This is a genomic window from Gammaproteobacteria bacterium, assembly GCA_016716465.1.
GTDB lineage: Bacteria > Pseudomonadota > Gammaproteobacteria > SZUA-140 > SZUA-140 > JADJWH01.
In genome coordinates this window covers 34,141-51,636 of the sequence record JADJWH010000007.1, presented here as the reverse complement: position 1 = coordinate 51,636, position 17,496 = coordinate 34,141, and the positions used below count along the sequence as shown (strand labels likewise).

The 17,496-nt window shown below is 69.3% G+C and carries 19 protein-coding genes; 6 read left to right on the top strand and 13 right to left on the bottom strand.

The genetic code is table 11. The features are described 5' to 3' along the window. Positions 1-6: 6 nt before the first annotated feature. The 13 genes from IPM20_13605 to ccmA all read right to left on the bottom strand — a co-directional run bounded on the left by IPM20_13605 (position 7) and on the right by ccmA (position 10,563). Entirely contained in the window at positions 7-1,269 is a 1,263-nt protein-coding gene (locus tag IPM20_13605) for a regulator (GenBank protein ID MBK9132651.1), read from the bottom strand. Between the two features lie 120 nt (positions 1,270-1,389). Continuing rightward, the gene (locus tag IPM20_13600) at positions 1,390-2,469 is read right to left on the bottom strand and encodes a regulator (GenBank protein ID MBK9132650.1); all 1,080 of its coding nucleotides are present in this window, start codon (positions 2,467-2,469) and stop codon (positions 1,390-1,392) included. Then, complete coding sequence (locus IPM20_13595) at positions 2,466-2,831, bottom strand: cytochrome c (GenBank protein ID MBK9132649.1); 366 nt, start codon at positions 2,829-2,831, stop codon at positions 2,466-2,468. Before IPM20_13595 ends, IPM20_13600 begins: the two co-directional genes overlap by 4 nt. Before the next feature lie 60 nt (positions 2,832-2,891). Then, a complete protein-coding gene (locus IPM20_13590) occupies positions 2,892-3,419 on the bottom strand; it encodes a TlpA family protein disulfide reductase (protein ID MBK9132648.1) in 528 nt (175 codons plus the stop codon). Positions 3,420-3,458: 39 nt separating this feature from the next. After that, positions 3,459-4,703 (bottom strand): c-type cytochrome biogenesis protein CcmI, encoded by a 1,245-nt coding sequence (gene ccmI / locus IPM20_13585; GenBank protein MBK9132647.1) that lies wholly within the window; start codon positions 4,701-4,703, stop codon positions 3,459-3,461. Continuing rightward, the gene (locus IPM20_13580) at positions 4,700-5,197 is read right to left on the bottom strand and encodes a cytochrome c-type biogenesis protein CcmH (GenBank protein ID MBK9132646.1); all 498 of its coding nucleotides are present in this window, start codon (positions 5,195-5,197) and stop codon (positions 4,700-4,702) included. Before IPM20_13580 ends, ccmI begins: the two co-directional genes overlap by 4 nt. Beyond that, positions 5,197-5,730, bottom strand: coding sequence for a DsbE family thiol:disulfide interchange protein (locus IPM20_13575; protein ID MBK9132645.1), 534 nt, complete (start codon positions 5,728-5,730; stop codon positions 5,197-5,199). Before IPM20_13575 ends, IPM20_13580 begins: the two co-directional genes overlap by 1 nt. Continuing rightward, complete coding sequence (locus IPM20_13570; protein MBK9132644.1) at positions 5,727-7,742, bottom strand: heme lyase CcmF/NrfE family subunit; 2,016 nt, start codon at positions 7,740-7,742, stop codon at positions 5,727-5,729. The genes IPM20_13575 and IPM20_13570 overlap by 4 nt, the downstream gene beginning before the upstream one ends. Before the next feature lie 11 nt (positions 7,743-7,753). After that, positions 7,754-8,224 (bottom strand): cytochrome c maturation protein CcmE, encoded by a 471-nt coding sequence (ccmE, locus tag IPM20_13565; protein MBK9132643.1) that lies wholly within the window; start codon positions 8,222-8,224, stop codon positions 7,754-7,756. Beyond that, positions 8,208-8,441 carry a heme exporter protein CcmD gene (gene ccmD / locus IPM20_13560; GenBank protein MBK9132642.1) on the bottom strand — a complete coding sequence of 78 codons (234 nt, stop codon included), beginning with the start codon at positions 8,439-8,441 and terminating at the stop codon, positions 8,208-8,210. Before ccmD ends, ccmE begins: the two co-directional genes overlap by 17 nt. Further along, positions 8,405-9,148 carry a heme ABC transporter permease gene (locus tag IPM20_13555; GenBank protein MBK9132641.1) on the bottom strand — a complete coding sequence of 248 codons (744 nt, stop codon included), beginning with the start codon at positions 9,146-9,148 and terminating at the stop codon, positions 8,405-8,407. The genes ccmD and IPM20_13555 overlap by 37 nt, the downstream gene beginning before the upstream one ends. A 65-nt stretch (positions 9,149-9,213) precedes the next feature. Continuing rightward, a complete protein-coding gene (gene ccmB / locus IPM20_13550) occupies positions 9,214-9,897 on the bottom strand; it encodes a heme exporter protein CcmB (protein ID MBK9132640.1) in 684 nt (227 codons plus the stop codon). Positions 9,898-9,945: 48 nt separating this feature from the next. After that, a complete protein-coding gene (ccmA, locus tag IPM20_13545) occupies positions 9,946-10,563 on the bottom strand; it encodes a cytochrome c biogenesis heme-transporting ATPase CcmA (protein MBK9132639.1) in 618 nt (205 codons plus the stop codon). Between the two features lie 291 nt (positions 10,564-10,854). Here ccmA and IPM20_13540 point away from each other — a divergent pair, with 291 nt between their 5' ends. The 6 genes from IPM20_13540 to IPM20_13515 are packed head-to-tail and all read left to right on the top strand — an operon-like array spanning position 10,855 to position 17,496. Then, complete coding sequence (locus IPM20_13540; GenBank protein MBK9132638.1) at positions 10,855-11,808, top strand: MoxR family ATPase; 954 nt, start codon at positions 10,855-10,857, stop codon at positions 11,806-11,808. Then, positions 11,790-12,728, top strand: a complete 939-nt coding sequence (locus tag IPM20_13535; protein ID MBK9132637.1) for a DUF58 domain-containing protein — start codon at positions 11,790-11,792, stop codon at positions 12,726-12,728. Before IPM20_13540 ends, IPM20_13535 begins: the two co-directional genes overlap by 19 nt. Further along, positions 12,725-13,216, top strand: coding sequence for a hypothetical protein (locus IPM20_13530; GenBank protein ID MBK9132636.1), 492 nt, complete (start codon positions 12,725-12,727; stop codon positions 13,214-13,216). Before IPM20_13535 ends, IPM20_13530 begins: the two co-directional genes overlap by 4 nt. Continuing rightward, a complete protein-coding gene (locus IPM20_13525; protein MBK9132635.1) occupies positions 13,209-14,195 on the top strand; it encodes a VWA domain-containing protein in 987 nt (328 codons plus the stop codon). The genes IPM20_13530 and IPM20_13525 overlap by 8 nt, the downstream gene beginning before the upstream one ends. Next, entirely contained in the window at positions 14,192-15,850 is a 1,659-nt protein-coding gene (locus tag IPM20_13520) for a VWA domain-containing protein (GenBank protein MBK9132634.1), read from the top strand. The genes IPM20_13525 and IPM20_13520 overlap by 4 nt, the downstream gene beginning before the upstream one ends. Next, positions 15,844-17,496 (top strand): BatD family protein, encoded by a 1,653-nt coding sequence (locus IPM20_13515; GenBank protein ID MBK9132633.1) that lies wholly within the window; start codon positions 15,844-15,846, stop codon positions 17,494-17,496. The genes IPM20_13520 and IPM20_13515 overlap by 7 nt, the downstream gene beginning before the upstream one ends.

The following is a 17,496-nucleotide window of genomic DNA, read 5'->3' as shown; positions in this document are numbered from 1 at the left end:
GCATGCTCAGCCGCCACCCGCGATACGCGCGACACCGCCGAAGCTGCCGACCCACAGGGTGCCGTCCTCGGACTGCGCCATCGAAAAGACATTGTTCGCGAACAGGCCATCCGCCGTCGTCATCACCGTGAAGGAGACGCCGTCGTCGTTGAGCCGGGCGAGCCCCTGGCTGGTGCCGATCCAGAGCCGTCCGCTCCGGTCACGGTACAGCATGAAGATATGGTTGGCGGGCAGGCCGTCGGCGGTGGTGAAATTCTTCCAGGTCTTGCCGTCGAAGCGGGCGAGGCCGGCGCCCCAGGTGCCGCACCAGACGGTGCCGTCACGATCGACGTCGAGGGAGATGATGTAGTTCGGATTGTAGGCGACCTTGAGGTCTTCGATACCCTGCTCCGCCTTCTGTTGCGCGTGATGCTGGGAGGCGGCGGCCGGGTCGCTGGTGAACTGGATGGCGTCACGCACCAGCTCATACGGGGCCCCGAGACCATCGCTGTGCTTCCAGTTTTTCCAGGCGCCCTTGCGATAACGCGCCAGCCCCTCCTCGGTCGCGAACCACATGTCACCGTCGAGACCTTCGGCAAGACCGTACACCCACGGATTCGGCAGGCCGCCGGCGGTGCTCTCCACCGTGAAGGTCTGCCAGCTGCCGGGATCGTCCAGGGCGCCGCCGCGGATCCGGTTCACCCCGGACCAGGTCGCGATCCACACGTCGCCATTGCTGACTTTCTGGACGTCGTAGACGAACTGATCGGCGAGCCCCTGCGGAATGTTGTAGTTTTTCCATTGATCCGTCGCCGGGTCGTACAGCGAGAGCCCGCCGCCATAGGTGCCGACGGCGATCTTGTCGTCGAGGCGGCTGACGTGGAAGACGCCGTTCGACAGGATGCCCGGGACCTGGTTGTCGAAGATGCGGTGGCTGTCGGTGGCGGCGTCGTAGCGGATCACCCCGCCCGAGGTGCCGATCCAGGCCAGGTTCCCTTCCACCATCAGTCCCTTGACGTTGCGGTTGCCGACGCGGAAATGGGTGAAGCGCCGGTTTCCCATCCCCGCGCTCGCGCCTGGCAGCGCGGCCGGCGCGGCATCGGCGCCGGCGGGCGGCAGCGCGGGATGACCCGCCGGCAGCGGGGCGGCGGGGTCCACTTCGTCGAGCGGGGCGCGCGCCACCGGCGCAGCGCCGTTTTTGCCCTGACTGACGCCGAGCAGGTAGCCGCCCACCACGAATCCCCCTGCCAGCACGATGAGCAGGGCCCAGTATTTATGATTGAATTTCATCTCAGCCGTCCATTTCCGTGACAAGCGCAACAAATGGGGACACACAACAATTGGGGACAGATTTATTTTTTACGGACCGGGGACAGATTTTAAATCTGTCCCCATTTTTTATGTACCGCCTCAGTACCCGATCCGCACCACGCCGCCGCGCGTCCCGGCCCACACCTCGCCCGCGGGTGTCGCCGCCACCGCATAGACCGCATCGCCCGGCAGGCCGTCGGCGCGCCGGAAGGTCTGCCAGTGCTTGCCGTCGTAGCGCGACAGGCCCTGGTCGGTGCCGAACCACAGGGCGCCGTCCGCAGCCTCGGCGAGCGCGAACACGATGTTGCCGGCCAGCCCGTCCGCCGTCGTCAGATTGTTCCAGCGCGTACCGTCGAAGCGACTCACGCCGCCGCCCCAGGTACCGGCCCACACGCGGTCGCGCCGGTCGACGTGGACGCAGAACACGTAGTTGGGGTTGTAACTGGCCTGGCCGTCCACGAGCACGCTCAGATCATGGCGCGCCCGCGTCCCCAGGCCGGTGTTGCTGCTGAGCGGAAGATTGTCCCGGTTCGGCGCCCCGAGGCCGTCCTCGTGGGTCCATTCGCGCCAGCGCGCGCCGTCGAACATCGAGATGCCGCCCTCGGTGCCGAACCAGGCCCGGTGGCGGGAATCCACGCCAATGCCGTACACCCATTCGTTGACCAACTCGTCATGATAGGTCTCGAACGCCCCGCCCCCGGCCGGCAGCCGGTTGACGCCGGCCCAGGTGCCGATCCAGAGGCCGGCGCCGGGGTCTTCCGCCAGGGCGTAGACCCAGTAGTCGGCCAGCCCGTGCAGCGGAAACCAGGTCTTCCACTCCGTGCCGTGGAGTCGCGTGACGCCGCCGCCGTTGGTGCCGAACCACTTGTCTCCGGCGTCGTCGACGAGGATGGCGAATACGTATTCGTTCGCCAGGCCATCACCGCGCGTATACGTCTTTTTCACCTCGCGTGTCTTGAGGTCGATCTCATGGACGCCGAGCGAGGTCCCGACCCACAGCGCGTCGGCCATCCGGTCGACGGCGAGTGCGCGCACGTAGACCTCCGGTCCGACCTCAAAGGTCTCCAGGATCTTCGGCGATGGCCCGCTCGCCTGCGGCGGTTCCTGCCCGTCGCGGGAACAGGCCGTCAGCGCTGCCGCCGCCAGCAGGATCGCCGCGCCGCGGAACACATGCCTCATTGCTGCAGACGCAGGGTTCTCAGATAGGCGATGACATCGAGCAGTTCGGTCTCGGTGAACATGCCCTGATACGCCGGCATCATTCCGCGCCCGGACTTGAGCGTGCGCATCAGTTCGATATCCGGCCGCATCAGGGTGTCACTGCGCATGAAATCGGGCGCGCCCGGGATCTGGCCGGCGCCGTTGGCGCCATGACAGTTCTCGCAGTGCGTCTGATAGATCTTGCGGCCCTGGAGCGGGTCCGCCGCCATGGCGGGCTGCCAGAGGCCGAACAGTCCCGCCGTCAGCGCCAGCGCATGCCAGCGGCGCAGCCCGAATATGCGGCGCCCTGCGCGCGCGCGCGTGTGGATTTCCTGCCCCATCATTCCCCCTCTGCCTCGCGAGATCCGGCCGCCGGCCTACTGCGCCGGGTGTGGCCGCCATTATACATCCTGCAGGCGCTCCAGGTGTCCGCCGGCGGCCTCCTCCAGAATGGCGGGAAGCTCGGACCGGTCCCAGTCACGCTCGCCGACGATACGCTTCAGCAGGACGCCCTCGGGCGAGATGATGAAGGTATCGGGATAGACGCGGATCTCGAGCACGCGCTGCGCGAGCGCGGCGTCCGCATCCAGATAACTCTTGAAGGAGATGCCGCGCTCGCGCAGGAACTCCTGCGCGATATCGCGCTCCGCGTCGACGGACAGTCCGATGACGGAGAAGCGCGCGGGGTCCAGCGTGCGACTCAGACGATCGAGACCGGGGAGCTCCTGACGACAGGGGGCGCACCAGGTCGCCCATACGTTCAACACCACCAGCTTTCCGCGGTATCGCTCCAGGGATTCGTGGCTGCCATCGAAATTGCTGAGCGTCAGCGCGGGAAAACGCTGGCCCTCGACCAGGGCATCGGGCGGCGGGGCCTGCCCGCAGGAGACCAGGAGCGCGGCCACACACAACAGGATCGGCGCACGCACGGTCGCGGCGGCCTGCTTACACGCCGGGCGCCGGGCCGCTCAGGGCAGGACCTCCCCGATCCGCACGTCGATCGGGGCCGCGCCGGCGGTCTGCACGAGGGCGCTCCTGCCCTGCAGGTCGCCGCTCTGCGGCATGGCGCTGCCGCCCCGGGAGACGCGCGCGACCACCACCACCTCGGAGAAGCGCGACAGACTCAGCGCGGGATCCATCGCCAGCGAATCGTCCAGGGTGAACTGCAGCGGCAGATCCTTGACCTGGGCGCGCACCACCGCGAGCGGCATGCGCGGACCGCTCGGCGCCTGGGCAAAGACGAACACCGTGTCGGTATCCTGCACGCGGCCGCGCAGTGAAGGATCGAGGGTCACCGTCCCCTTGACAGCGGCCGCGGCCGCCGGTGGCGGCGGGGGGCTGGACGGCGCACCGCCGCCGGACTCGCCGAGCAGGTTTTCCGCCTCGGCGATATTGCCCTCCATCGCCCGCGCGGCATCCGAATCCTTGGGCACCATGGCGTAGAGCCGGCGCCAGTAGTCGAGCGCGGCCCGGTAGTCGGCGCGCTCGTACGCCGCGGTGCCGGCCAGCCACAGACCCTTGTGGTTGTTGGGATCGAGCGCCAGGGCCTCATTGATCAGTTCCAGCGGGCGCCCTTCCAGCGACTGGCCGCCGGTCATCGCCAGCGTGTCGGCGTAGTCCACCAGCAGGTCCGGGGTCTTCAGGTTCAGGGACACCGCCTTCTCGAGCGCGCCGCGCGCGTCGTCGAAGCGCTCCAGCACCAGATAGGAACGTCCCAGCATGGCCCAGCCTTCGGCGTTGTCCGGTTCGCTGGCCAGGCGCTGCTCGAGACGCGCGACCATCTGGTTGATCTGATGCGCCATGTCACCCTGGCCCGCGGCCGGCATGGGCGCGGATTGCGGCGACAGCAGGATCCCGGGAGCCCCCAGCAGCAGATAGCCGCTCACCGCCAGCAGCGGGATCAGCACGATCAACACCAGCGCGCTCGCGCGCGCCGAACGCAGCGGGGGCGGCGCGGTGGAACCCGGGGTCTCGGCCACGTCCTCGAGCAGGCGCCGCTCGAGTTCTTCCCGACCCTGCCGGTACTGCTCCGGCGTCAGCACGTCATTCTGCAGATCGCGCTCCATCTCCGCGAGTTGATCGCGATAGACCGTGATATTGAGCGTCCTGCGCTCGACGGCGACATCCGCCGGCTCGCGCCTGATCAGGGGGGGGACAATGAACAGCAGCGCCGCGCCCAGCAGCAGCGCGGCCACGATGATGAACAGGGTCATGAACCGCCTTTATCCTTCGCCTCTTCGACACCCAGCAGGGACTCCGCCCGCCGGACCTCTTCCGCGCTGAGCTCCGGCCGCGGTGTGCGGCGCTGGCGCAGGATGATCACCACCATGAACACCGCGCCCACCGCCAGCAGGATCAGCGGCCCGGCCCACAGCAGCGCCGTGGTGGATTTGACCGGCGGGCGGAACAGGATGAAATCGCCGTACCGCTCCACCAGGAAATCGATGATCTCCTGATCGCTCCTGCCTTCCCGCATCTTGGTGAGAATCTCGGCGCGGATGTCGTGCGCAAAACCGGAATCGGACTCCGCGATCGACTGTCCCTGGCACACCAGGCAGCGCAGTTCCTCCTCGAGATGACGGATGCGCGTCTCCAGCGCGGGATCGATCAGCGACTCCGCCTCGCCACCGGCCGCCAGCGCGGGCGGCGCGGACCACGCGCCGGCCAGGGCGGCCAGCAGCAACACCACCGCGACCCGGGCCAGCATCAGGCCTGCCCCTGCAGTTGACGGATCAGCGGCAGGATCCGGTTCTGCAGCGCATCCACGCTGATCGGCCCGATCTGCTTGTAGCGGATCACGCCCTGCGCGTCGATGACGTAGGTCTCGGGCACGCCGTACACGCCGTAATCCAGGCCGACACGGCCGTCCTCATCGAAGGCGCTCTCGAGATAGGGATTGCCGAGCTGCCGCAGCCAGGTAATGGCCTCGTCGCGCGTGTCCTTGTAATTGAGCCCGTAGATCGGCACGATGCCGCGCCGCGACAGATCCACCAGCAACGGATGCTCCTGGCGGCAGGAGACGCACCACGACGCCCACACATTCAGCATCCACACCTTGCCGGCCATGTCCTTGTTCGAGATGGCGGCGATCGGATCGTGCAGGCGCGGCAGGCTGAAATCCGGCGCCGGCTTGTCGATCAGTGGCGAGGGCACCTCGCTGGGGTTCAGCATCAGGCCCTTGTACAGGAACGCCACCAGCAGGCCGAAGACCGCCAGCGGCAACAGCAATCGCAACCTCAAGTTTTCGCCTCCATCGGCAATGCGGGCGCGGGGCCGTCCTTGCCCGTCCCGGCCACGGCGAACGACGTCTCGCGATCGCGCACGGGCGCGAGACGGTAACGCCGGTCACTGACCGCGAGCAGGCCGCCCAGCGCCATCAACAGGCAGCCGCCCCAGATCCAGTCGACGAAGGGCTTGTAGTAGATGCGCACGCTCCACGCGCCGCCGTCGATGGGCTCGCCCAGCGAGACGTACAGATCGCGCAGCAGTCCGGTATCGATCGCCGCTTCGGTCATCGGCATGGTCTGCACGGTATAGACGCGTTTCTCGGGATGCATCAGCTCGATGTCACGCCCGTCCTTGCTCACCTGCACGTAGCCCCGGGTCGCGGTGTAATTCGGCCCCTGGCTCTCGACCACGCCGTCGAAGCGGAAGGTGTATCCGGCGATCTCCGTGGTATCCCCGATATCCATGCGCAGATCCTTCTCCACCTCGAAGCCGCGCACCAGCGTGACGCCGATGATGAAGACGGCGACGCCGAAGTGCGCGAGCTGCATGCCCCAGTAGCTGCGCGTCATGCCAGTGAAGGGCGCGCCGCCCAGGGCACGGGCGCGGCGCACGCGGCGCGCGATGTTGGCGCCGATGGTGATGAGCAGCCACGCCGCCAGCAACAGGCCGAGACTGATCATCGGGGTCCACTTGCCGAGCACGAAGGGCAGCGCCAGCGCCACCACGACGGCGCTGGCGAAGGCCCAGCGCAGGCGCACGGAGAGTTCGGGCAGCTCGGCCTTCTTCCAGCGCGCGATGGGACCGATACCCATCAGGAACACCATCGGCGCCATCAGCGGTAAAAATACCGATTCGAAATAGGGCGGCCCGACCGAGATCTTGCCGAGATTCAGCGCGTCCAGGATCAGCGGATAGAGCGTGCCGAGCAACACCGTGCCGGCCGCCGTCACCAGCATCACGTTATTCATCAGCAGCAGGGACTCGCGCGAGACGGCGGAGAATCCGCCGCTGGTGCTGACGCGCGGCGCGCGCAGGGCGTACACCAGCAGCGAGCCGCCCACCACCAGCGCGAGCAGGATCAGGATGAACACGCCGCGGCGCGGGTCATTGGCGAAGGAATGTACCGAGGTCAGCACGCCGGAACGCACCAGGAAGGTCCCGAGCAGGCTGAGCGAGAAGGCGATGATGGCGAGCAGCACGGTCCAGTTCTTGAACGCGCCGCGCTTCTCGGTCACGGCAAGCGAGTGGATCAGCGCGGTGCCGACCAGCCACGGCATGAAGGAGGCGTTCTCGACCGGATCCCAGAACCACCAGCCGCCCCAGCCCAGCTCGTAATAGGCCCACCAGCTGCCGAGCGCGATGCCGCAGGTGAGGAACATCCACGCCACCGTGGTCCACGGCCGCGACCAGCGCGCCCATGCCGCATCCAGCCGACCGCTGAGCAGCGCCGAGATGGCGAAGGCGAAGGCCACCGAGAAACCCACGTAGCCCATGTACAGCATGGGCGGGTGCAGCACCAGTCCGGGGTCCTGCAGCAGCGGGTTGAGGTCGTTGCCCTCGGGCGCCGCCGGCACCAGCCGCTCAAACGGATTGGAGGTGAACAGGATGAACAGCAGGAAGCCGATCGTCACCAGGCCGAGCACGCCGAGCACGCGCGCGACCATGTCTTCGGGCAGGTTGCGGCTGAACAGGCTGACCGCGCAGGTCCAGCCGCTCAGGATCAATACCCACAGCAGCATGGAACCCTCATGGCCGCCCCATACCGCGGCGATGCGGTAGGCCAGCGGCAACAGCGAATTGGAATGCTCCGCCGCGTAAAGTACCGAGAAATCGCTGGTGATGAAGGTGTAGGTCAGGCACAGGTAGGCAACCGCGATGAACACGAACTGCGCCTGGGCCGACGGCCGCGCCACCTGGATCCACGCCGTCTTGCCGCGGGCCGCGCCGGCCAATGGCAGGGTGGCCTGGATCGTCGCCATGATCAGGGCCAGTATGAGGGCAAAATGTCCGATCTCCGGAATCATGGATTCACTCCCTATTCGATGAGGCTCGCGGCCCCCGGCATGGCGGCCCCCTGCTGGCCGGACTTGGCCTGCTGCAATGCGTCCGCAACCTCCGGCGGCATGTAGGTCTCGTCGTGCTTGGCGAGCACCTCATCGGCGTAGAACACGCCGTCGTCGCCGAGGCGGCCCTGCGCGACCGCGCCCTGGCCTTCGCTGAAGAGGTCGGGCAGGATTCCGGAAAACACCACCGGGATCTCCTGCGCGGTGTCGGTCACCTTGAAGTGCACGGTCAGGCCGTCGGACTCGCGCTGTACGCTGCCGTCCACCACCATACCCCCGAGCCGGAAGGTCTTGCCGACGGGCGCCTCCTTCGCCGCCACCTGCGACGGACTGAAGAAGAACACCAGGTTGCCGCGAAACGAATTGAGCACCAGGCCCGCGGCCACGGCGATGCCCGCAAGACCGACCACGATGAAGGCCAAGCGCTTATGTCTGGGTTTCATTGCCTGTCTCACCCCGCCACGCCCCGTGCGCGGCCCCATGAATTCGACCCAGGCGGCCCAGAAGAGTTCGCCGCCGCCGCACCACCAGCACCACCTCGATCAGCATCAGCACCGCCGTCACCGCGTAGGAACCCCATACATAGAAGGCGTAGCCGCCCATGCTGAAGAATTCGGCCAGATTCACCGGGCCTCCCGCGCGGCGACCTCGGCCACCCATTCACTGTGGCGCTCGCGCTCGAGGATCTCACAGCGCACACGTGTCAGCACCACGGCGATGGTATACATCCAGAAGGCCAGCGTCATCACCAGCATCGCGACCAGCATGGTCGCCGCCATGGTTGAACCCTTGTCCATGCTGATCGAGGCGCCCTGGTGCAGCGTATTCCACCACTGTACCGAAAAATAGATGATGGGCACGTTGACCGCGCCGATCAGCGCCAGCAGGCCGCTGGCGCGCGCCGCGCGCCGCGGATCCTCGATCGCCGCCTGCAGCGACATGAAACCGAGATAGAGAAACAGGAGGATGAGTTCCGAGGTCAGGCGCGCGTCCCACACCCACCAGGCGCCCCACATCGGCTTGCCCCACAGCGCGCCCGTCCACAGCGCGATGAAGGTGAACAGCGCGCCGGTCGGCGCCAGCGCGCGCGCCATGAAGGACGACAGACGGGTATTGAAGACCAGGCCGAGCCCGGCATAGAACGCCATGACCAGATAGATGAACATCGACATCCAGGCCGCCGGCACATGGATGAAGATGATGCGGTAGGCCTCGCCCTGCTTGTAGTCGGTGGGCGCGACGAAAAATCCGAGATACAGCCCGGCCACGGTCAACAGGGCGGCCGCCACCCCGAACCAGGGCGCGATCCGTCCCGCCAGCGGATAGAAGCTGGCCGGGGAAGAATATTTGAACCAGTTGAGAGCCATGAGCCTCGCTCGATCGCGTTGAATCGCCGCTCGCCGTCAAAATACCGCCGCTCGCGGCGCTTGTCTCATTCCAGGGAGATCCGCAAGGCCGTGGCGGTCACCCACGGACCGAAACACAGGGCCAACACCAGCAGCGCACCCAGCAGGGACAGATGCGCCCCCGCCTCCAGTCCGCTCGCGACGGCCTCCACCGCCCCCGCGCCGAAGATCAGCACCGGGATGTACAGGGGCAGAACCAGCAATGATATCAGCGCGCCGCCGCCGCGTAATCCCAGTGTCAGGGCGGCGCCCATGGCGCCGACCAGGCTCAGCACCGGCGTGCCGAGCAGCAGCGTCAGCATCAGCACGCCGAGCGGCGCCCCGCCGAGGCCGAACTGCAGGCCGAGCAGCGGCGACATCAGCACCAGCGGCGCGCCCGTCACCAGCCAGTGCGCGGCCACCTTGCCGAACACGATCAGCGACAGCGGATGCGGGCTCAGCAACATCTGCTCCAGGGTGCCGTCGATATAGTCCGCCGTGAACAGCCGCCCCAGCGACAGCATCGTCGCGAGCAGCGCCGCCACCCACAGGATGCCGGGCGCGATCTGGCGCAGCGTCTCCATCTCGGGGCCGACCCCGAGCGGAAACAGGCTCACCACGATCACGAAAAAGAACAGCGTGGTCAGCACATCGGTAATGCGCCGGCCCGCGAGCGTCAGGTCGCGCGCGAGTATGTGCCGGGTCCCGCTCAGTAATCCGGTTGCGCCCATATCCATCCGGTCCGGGGCGGGATCGGCTCCGCCTCTTCGCTTCCAATCTCAGCCGCCCAGTCTCAACTCTTTCGTGATGCCGGTGTCGATATCCACCTGCTGATGCGTGGTGAGCACCGCCAGGCCGCCCCGCGCCAGATGATTCCGGATCATCCCCTGCAGCAGTTCCACCGCCGCGCGGTCCAGGGCGGTGTAGGGTTCATCCAGCACCCACAGATGCGCGCGCGACAGCAACAGTCGGGCGAGGCTCACACGCCGCCTCTGCCCCTGCGAGAGCACCTTCGCCGGCAAGGCCTCCAGGCCACCCAGCCCGATCTCGCCCAGCGCCCGCGCCAGCTCGGCCGCGATCGGATCCAGGCCGGCGAGCCGGCAGTTGATGCGCAGATTCTCCAGGCCGTTGAGTTCATCCTTCACGCCGGCCAGATGACCGAGGTACATCATTTCCACGCGGTAGGCGTCGCCCACGGAGCGGATATCCTCGCCATTCCAGTGGATCGAACCCTCGGCCGGGGCCACCAGCCCGCAGATCATGCGCAACAGCGTGGTCTTGCCGCTGCCGTTGGGTCCGTTCACGTAAAGCAGCTCGCCCGCATCCAGGGCGAAGTCCAGGCCGGCGAACAGGCGACGGTCGCCGCGCACCGCCGCCAAGGCGTTGCCGCGCAGCATGCGTCAGCCTCCGTCCCGGCCGCTGATGCCCCGGTATATTAACATAACGTCTTCTGAACCCTGGGATAAGGCGAGCATGAACAATCCCGCGCCACCGCGCATGCCTAAACTTTCCTATGCGCGGGACTTCGGGGGCCGTTAAGTGTGTCACAGAACGAGGGCCTGCTCAATCGAACCGGCCGCGCCCTTCCCGGCGCCCGCCGGGTGTGGCGCGGCACCCTGATATAGTATTGTGATTTCACGGCCGCGTCCTTCCACGACCATGCAATCCACCGATCCGGAAATCGAATCATGAACGGCATCGCACATCTCCGCGCTCACCTGCAGCACGCCGTCATCGGGCAGGACCGCGTCATCGACCGCCTGCTCGTCGCCGTCCTGACCGGCGGCCATGTGTTGCTGGAGGGACTGCCCGGCCTCGCGAAGACCACGGTCGTGCGCGCGCTCGCCGGCGGGCTGGCGCTCGGCTTCCAGCGCATCCAATTCACCCCCGACATGATCCCGGGCGACATCACCGGCGGCGACATCTTCCTGCCGCAGGACGGCCAGTTCCAGTTCACCCCGGGACCGGTCTTCAACGAGATCATCCTCGCGGACGAGATCAACCGCGCGCCTCCCAAGGTGCAGTCGGCCCTGCTCGAGGCGATGCAGGAACAGCAGGTGACCGTGGGCGGAACGACGCGGGCGCTGCCGGAGATCTTCATGGTGATCGCGACGCAGAACCCGATCGAGCAGGAAGGCACCTATCCGCTCCCGGAGGCGCAGCTCGACCGCTTTCAGCTGAAGGTGCGTCTCGACTATCCCTCCGCCGAGGATGAGCTGAAGATCCTGCGACTCGATCACGACCGGGTGCTGGGCGCACCGGCGGCCGCCACCGATCCCGCGCTGACGGCGGGCGGGCTGCTGGAACTGCGCCGCGCCGTCAATGCGATCTATCTCGACGAGATGCTCGAGCGTTATATCGTCGCGCTGGTCGGGGCGACGCGGGAACCCGGACGCTGGGACGCGGAACTGGCCGACTGGCTGGCGCGCGGGGCCTCGCCGCGCGCGTCGCTCGCGCTGGCGCACACCGCACGCGCGCAGGCCCTGCTCTCCGGGCGCGACTTCGTCGAGCCCGACGACATCCTCCAGCTCGCGCCGGACGCGCTCAATCACCGCATCGGCCTCAGCTTCGCCGCGCGCGCCGCCGGCGTGACGCCGGACCGGGCGATCGAGCGCATCGTCGCATGCGTGCCGGTCCCCTGAAAGCCGCCGTCCCGACCACGCCGCTGCTGGACGCGGCGGAACTCGGATGCCTGCAGCAGCTTGCGCTGCAATACCGCAGCCGCAGCGGGCGCGCGCGCCAGTCGCCCGGCCCCGGCCGGCACCACGGCGCCCTGCGCGGTCAGGGCATGGAGCTGCACGATGTTCGCCCCTACCGGCCGGGCGATGACGTCCGCCATATGGACTGGCGCGCCACCGCGCGCAGCGGTCGGCCGATCACCAAGGTCTTCGTGGAAGAAAACGCACGGCGTCTGTTCCTGTTCATCGACCGCCGCCCCGGCATGATGTTCGGCACCCGGCGCGAGCTCAAGGCGGCCACCGCCGTACGCGTCGCCGCCCTGCTCGCCTTCACCGCGCTGGCGGACCGCGAGCCGGTGGCCGGCCTCGTGCTCGGGGCAGAGGTCCACCATCACGCGCCGGTGCATACGCCGGAAGGCGCGCTGCCCCTGCTGCTGCAGGCCGCCGCCGCGCCGGCGCCCGTCGTCGCCGGGGCGGGCCCTGCGCAGCAGCCGCTGCGCGAGGCGCTGCGGGCCGCCGCCGCGCGCCAGTCCGCCTCCGGCGCGCTGATCTATCTGATCAGCGACTTCGCCGATGTCGCGGACGGCCGCGCCAGCCTCGCCGACTATCTCCCGCCCGTCAACCGGGCCCAGGCCGTCGCGCTCCGCATCGTCGACGCGGCGGAACAGGAACTGCCGGCCGCCGGACCGGTGCGTCTCGCCGCGCCGGCGGGCGGCCCGTCGGTGCTGATCGACACCTCCGACGCCGTGCTGCGCCAGCGCTATCGCGAACGGATGGCGGCGCGCGAGGAGGCCCTGCGCGCCGCCTGCGCGCGCCACCGCATCCCGCTGTACACCGTCAGCAACCGGTTCGAACTGTTGCCGCAACTGGAGGCGCTGCTGTGAGCCCGACGGACCCTCTCGCCGCGCTCGCCGACATCGAACTGCCCGCGCCGCCCGACTGGCGGCCGGTGATCGCATTCACCGTGCTGGCGCTGGTGCTCATTGCCGCCGTGTCGATCCGTGCCCTGCTGATCCGGCACCGCCTCCGCCGGGACGCCGCGCCGCCCGCCCCGCCGACGCGGCTCACGCACGAGGCACAGACGCGGCTTGCGCATCTGCGGGAGGAATGGGACGCGGGCGCGATCGATGCGCGCACGGCCGCTTACCGGCTGGCCGTGCTGCTGCGGCTCGGCCTCGGCCTGCCGCAGCTCCGGCCTGCGACGCCGCCCCGTGGGATGGACGCGGCGGAATGGCGTGAAACACTGGCCGTGCTGCAGAGTCTCCGCTATACCCCCGCCCCAAGGGCAGCCCTGACGCCGGAAATCTTCAGCCGTGCGGATCACTGGCTCGGCCAGCGTGTCGCGGCCACGGAAGGGGCGCGCGATGTTTGAGTTCGGCGCGCCGCTGTGGCTGTGGCTGCTGCCGCTGGCGCCGCTCGCGTGGTGGCTCGCCCGCCGCCGCGCCGGGGATCGTGCCGGTGCGCTGCTGCATCCGCAGGCGGAGCTGCTCGCCGAACTGCAAGGCAATAACGGGAGCCTGCGGCGGGCGCCCTGGCCATGGCTGCTGGCATGCACGCTGCTGCTGCTCGCGCTGGCGCGCCCGCAGGCGATCGACACGCACGCCCCAGAACTCGAACCGGGGCACAACATTATGTTCGCCGTCGACGTTTCGGGATCCATGCGCGCGCTGGACTACAGCATCGACGGCCGGCCCGCCAGTCGTCTCGACGCGCTCAAGGATGCACTGCGGCGTTTTCTTGAACAGGCGCGCGGCGTGCGCGTCGGCGCCGTCGTGTTCGCCGACGACGCCCTGACCCTGCTCCCGCTTACCTCGGATCTCACACTGGCGCGTCAGCTGGTCGCCGAGATCGACAACGGCCTCGCCGGCGAGAAGACCGCGCTCGGCGACGCCATCGCGCTGGGCGTGAAGCGCCTGCAGGCCGTGGATGATCCCGCGCGCGTCCTGGTTCTGCTCACCGACGGGAGCGCCACCGGCGGCCTCATCACGCCCGAGGCCGCGGCGGTGATCGCACGCGCTGCGGGCGTGCGCCTGTACACGGTCGGTTTCGGCCGCGCCGGCAAGGTCGCCTTCCCGGGCAGTCCGGTCGAGGCGCCGATCAGTACCGAGTTGCCGCCCGATGAAGACCAGTTACGGCATCTCGCCGCCGCCACCGGCGGCGTCTACTTCAAGGCGGCCGACGGCGAGTCCCTGTCGGCGGTGCTGGCCGAGATCGAGCGCCTGGAACTGGCGCGCATCCCCGCGCCGCCCCGCGGCGACGCGGAGGAATGGTACTGGCTGCCGGTCGCGGCCGCGCTCGGCGTGCTGTTGTTCGCCGAGGCGCGCCGGCGGCGCGCCGGGGTACCCGCATGAATGACTGGCTGCCCGTCGCATTGCACGCCCCGGCCTGGCTGCTGCTCCTGCCGCTGCCGTGGCTGCTGTTCCGCCGCCGCGGCGCCGCATCGGCGGGCGCAGGACAGCCGCCGGGATTCGCCGACAGGCACCTGCTGAAATGGCTGGTGATCGGCGCGACGGACACCCGCGGCGCGCGGGCGGCGCACCTCGCGTGGTTGCTGGTCGTGATCGCCGCGAGCGGACCCTACCTGCCGCAGGTGGACGACACGGCGCGCCGCGCCGGCGCCGATATCGCCGTCGTCATCGACATCTCGCCCTCGATGGGCGCGAACGATGTCGAGCCCACGCGCCTCAAGCGCGCGGTGCTCGAACTGCGTGATCTCGTCCGCCGCCTGGAGAATGACCGCGTCGCGCTCGTCGCCTACTCGGCCTATGCCTACCGCGTCCTGCCGTTGACCCACGACCTCGAGCTGCTCGCGTACTACGCCGATGCGCTGAGCCCCGACCTGACCCGGCGCCACGGCAGCAATCTGGCGCAGGCGCTGGAATACGCGGGCCAGGCGCTGGGTGACGACCGCGCGCGCGGGCGCGCGGTGGTAGTGGTCAGCGACGGGGAGACGGAGGATCGCGCCGGCGCGCTTGCCGCGGCCGAGCGGCTGACACGGCGCGGCATCCCGGTCTTCGCGCTCGGCATCGGCAGTCCCGCCGGTGCGCCCGTCCCCGACGCCGGCGGCTTTCTGCGCACGGCGGACGGCATCGCGATCTCGCGCCCGGACCGCGCGCTGCTCGCCGAGCTCGCGCGGCGCAGCGGCGGCGAGTATGCCGATGCCCGCCCCGATGACGGCGACTGGAACCGCCTTGCCGGAGGACTGGACGGCCTGCGCCGCGGCATGACGACCACCGGCGCCGGTGGCGCGGGGTATCCCGTCTATCCCTGGCTGCTCGCCGCCGCATTCGCACTGCTGCTGTGGAGCGGCGTGCGCCGCCAGGCGGCCGTCCCGCTGGCTCTGTGCATCGTCGCCGGCGCCGGCCTGCTGCCCCAGACCGGCCAGGCCGCGCCGTGGCGGGAACAGTCCGCCTACGACGCCCTCAAGACCGGTGACAACGCCGCGGCCGCGAGACAGTACGGGGAACTCGACAGCTTCGCCGGCTGGCTCGGACGCGGCGCGGCCTATTACCGGGAGCAGCGCTGGGAACAGGCGCTGACCGCCTTCACCGCGGCGGCCGAGCACGCCGGCAGCGCGGATGAGCGCGCGAGCGCGCTCTATAACCAGGGGACGACGCTCGCGCGCCTGGGACGCGTCGCCGAGGCGGAACGCGCGCTGCAACAATCGCTGTTGCTGCGGCCGAACCATGCGCGCACGCAGCTCAATCTCAACCTGGTCCGACGTGCCGCGCTGCCGCCGGTGATACCGGAAGCGGCGCCGGGACACCGCGATGACACCCCGCCGGGCGCGGTCAGCGCCCCGCAAGCAAGCGACTGGAACACCGCTGCGGGCGGCCCCCAACCGTCAGGCTCGCCAGTGCGGGAAACCCCGGCGCAGGACGCCGGCGGCGCGCGGGAGCTCGGCGAGATGGCAGCCCGACTCGACCGACCGGACGAGATCCTGCGCCATCGTTTCCTGGTGCAGGATACCGAACACCCGCTGAGCACGGAGCGCCAGTCATGGTGAGGAACCTGCTACTGCCGTTGCTGTGCGCCCTCCTGGTCGCCGCGGGACAGGCCCACGCGGCCGGCGCGAGCCTCACGGCCACGGTCGACCGCAAGGAGCTGTACCAGAACGAGCATGTCGTGCTGACACTGTCGCTCACCGACAGCGATACCCGCCTGCGCGCGGAAGGCGTCGCGCCCAACGTCGACCTCACGTTGCTGGCGGATCAATTCGAGCTGGGCGTGCCGCGCGCCGATTTCCGCTTCAATCTCGCCCGCGCCGAGCGGCGCGCGACCTCGGAGATCACCGTCGAGTTGTTCCCGCGCCGGAGCGGACGCCTGACCATCCCGGCCTTCGCCGTCGACGGCCTGCGCACCCGGCCCATCGTGCTGCGGGTGCTGCCCCTGCCCGCCGACGCGCGACCCGAGGTGTTCGCCCGCAGCGGTCTCTCCCGCGCCACGCTGCCTGTCGGCGCGCAGACCCTGCTCTATCTCGACCTGTACTACCGCACCGACATCAAAACGGCGGAGCTCGGCGGAACACTGGAGACCGACCCCCTGCAGATCGAGGCACACGCCCTGCCGAGCGCGGAGCGCAGCGAACGCATCGACGGGATCGAATACCGTGTGACGCGCACCGCCTGGGCCGTGAGCCCGCAGAGCGCCGCGCCGGTCACGTTCTTCCTGCCCTCGTTGTGGATCGAGACCCGCGCCGGCCGGCGCTGGCGGCTGCCGGCGCAGGAACAACGCCTCGCGGTACGCCCCGTGCCGGGCGACCTCCCCCTCGGCACGCTGGCCGCGACGCCTCAGCTCGCGCAATCTCCGTTCGAACCCGCGGCCGTCGGGCGCATCCTCCCCTGGCGGATCACGCTGCGGGCCGCCGTCGGCCTCAACACCCTGCCGGAGCGACTGCCGCTTCCGTCCGCCACCCCCGCCTTCAAGATCTACTTCGATCCGCCGCAACGACGGCTCGAGGTCCGGGCGGACGGCGGCGTGGACAGCATCGCCGAATACGCCGGTTACCTGATGCCTCTCGCCGCCGGTTCATTCGCTGCGCCGGTGCTCGAGCTGCCATATTTCGATGCGGAGCGCGGCACCATCGGTCGCGCCGCACTCCCGGCGGAGTCGCTGCGGATCGCACCGGGCGAAGTGCCCGCGGAAGAACCGCCGCTGCCGACCGCCGCAACTTCAGACACCGCCTCCGTGGCCGAAGACCCCGCCCCGGCGCGCTGGCGGGCCGCGGCCATCGTGTTCCTCCTCGCCTGGCTCGTCACCCTGGCCGTGTGGCGGCACCGGGCGACCCGATCGGCCAGCGCACGGCACAGGCGCGCCCGCACCCGTCAGCACCGGGACGCACGAAGCCACCCGCTGAAACAACGCCTCCTCGCCGCCCTCGGCGATGCGCGCACCCTGCAACAGGGCCTGCGCGACCGGGAACGCCGGCTGGGCGTGGAACCCGAGCTGCGCGCCGCGGTGCTCGCGGTGCAGCGCCTGTGCTACCAGCCATCCGACGCCGCTGATGAAACACGTGTCGCCGCGATGGTGGAACGCGCCATCACGCGCATCGGTACAGCGGCGAAAGAAAACGCTGAGACGACGCCTGATCCCTGGTCGCCGGCGGCGTTTCAGCCGGCGAAAACCGGCGGTCCCGTCCGCCAGGGCCCCTGA

Coding starts and splice junctions, on each gene's coding strand:
- IPM20_13605 (MBK9132651.1), bottom strand. CDS start 1,269: ATGAAATTCAATCATAAATACTGGGCCCTGCTCATCGTGCTGGCAGGG.
- IPM20_13600 (MBK9132650.1), bottom strand. CDS start 2,469: ATGAGGCATGTGTTCCGCGGCGCGGCGATCCTGCTGGCGGCGGCAGCG.
- IPM20_13595 (MBK9132649.1), bottom strand. CDS start 2,831: ATGGGGCAGGAAATCCACACGCGCGCGCGCGCAGGGCGCCGCATATTC.
- ccmI (MBK9132647.1), bottom strand. CDS start 4,703: ATGACCCTGTTCATCATCGTGGCCGCGCTGCTGCTGGGCGCGGCGCTG.
- IPM20_13580 (MBK9132646.1), bottom strand. CDS start 5,197: ATGCTGGCCCGGGTCGCGGTGGTGTTGCTGCTGGCCGCCCTGGCCGGC.
- IPM20_13570 (MBK9132644.1), bottom strand. CDS start 7,742: ATGATTCCGGAGATCGGACATTTTGCCCTCATACTGGCCCTGATCATG.
- ccmE (MBK9132643.1), bottom strand. CDS start 8,224: ATGAAACCCAGACATAAGCGCTTGGCCTTCATCGTGGTCGGTCTTGCG.
- ccmD (MBK9132642.1), bottom strand. CDS start 8,441: ATGGGTGGCCGAGGTCGCCGCGCGGGAGGCCCGGTGAATCTGGCCGAA.
- IPM20_13555 (MBK9132641.1), bottom strand. CDS start 9,148: ATGGCTCTCAACTGGTTCAAATATTCTTCCCCGGCCAGCTTCTATCCG.
- ccmB (MBK9132640.1), bottom strand. CDS start 9,897: ATGGGCGCAACCGGATTACTGAGCGGGACCCGGCACATACTCGCGCGC.
- ccmA (MBK9132639.1), bottom strand. CDS start 10,563: ATGCTGCGCGGCAACGCCTTGGCGGCGGTGCGCGGCGACCGTCGCCTG.
- IPM20_13540 (MBK9132638.1), top strand. CDS start 10,855: ATGAACGGCATCGCACATCTCCGCGCTCACCTGCAGCACGCCGTCATC.
- IPM20_13535 (MBK9132637.1), top strand. CDS start 11,790: ATGCGTGCCGGTCCCCTGAAAGCCGCCGTCCCGACCACGCCGCTGCTG.
- IPM20_13525 (MBK9132635.1), top strand. CDS start 13,209: ATGTTTGAGTTCGGCGCGCCGCTGTGGCTGTGGCTGCTGCCGCTGGCG.
- IPM20_13520 (MBK9132634.1), top strand. CDS start 14,192: ATGAATGACTGGCTGCCCGTCGCATTGCACGCCCCGGCCTGGCTGCTG.
- IPM20_13515 (MBK9132633.1), top strand. CDS start 15,844: ATGGTGAGGAACCTGCTACTGCCGTTGCTGTGCGCCCTCCTGGTCGCC.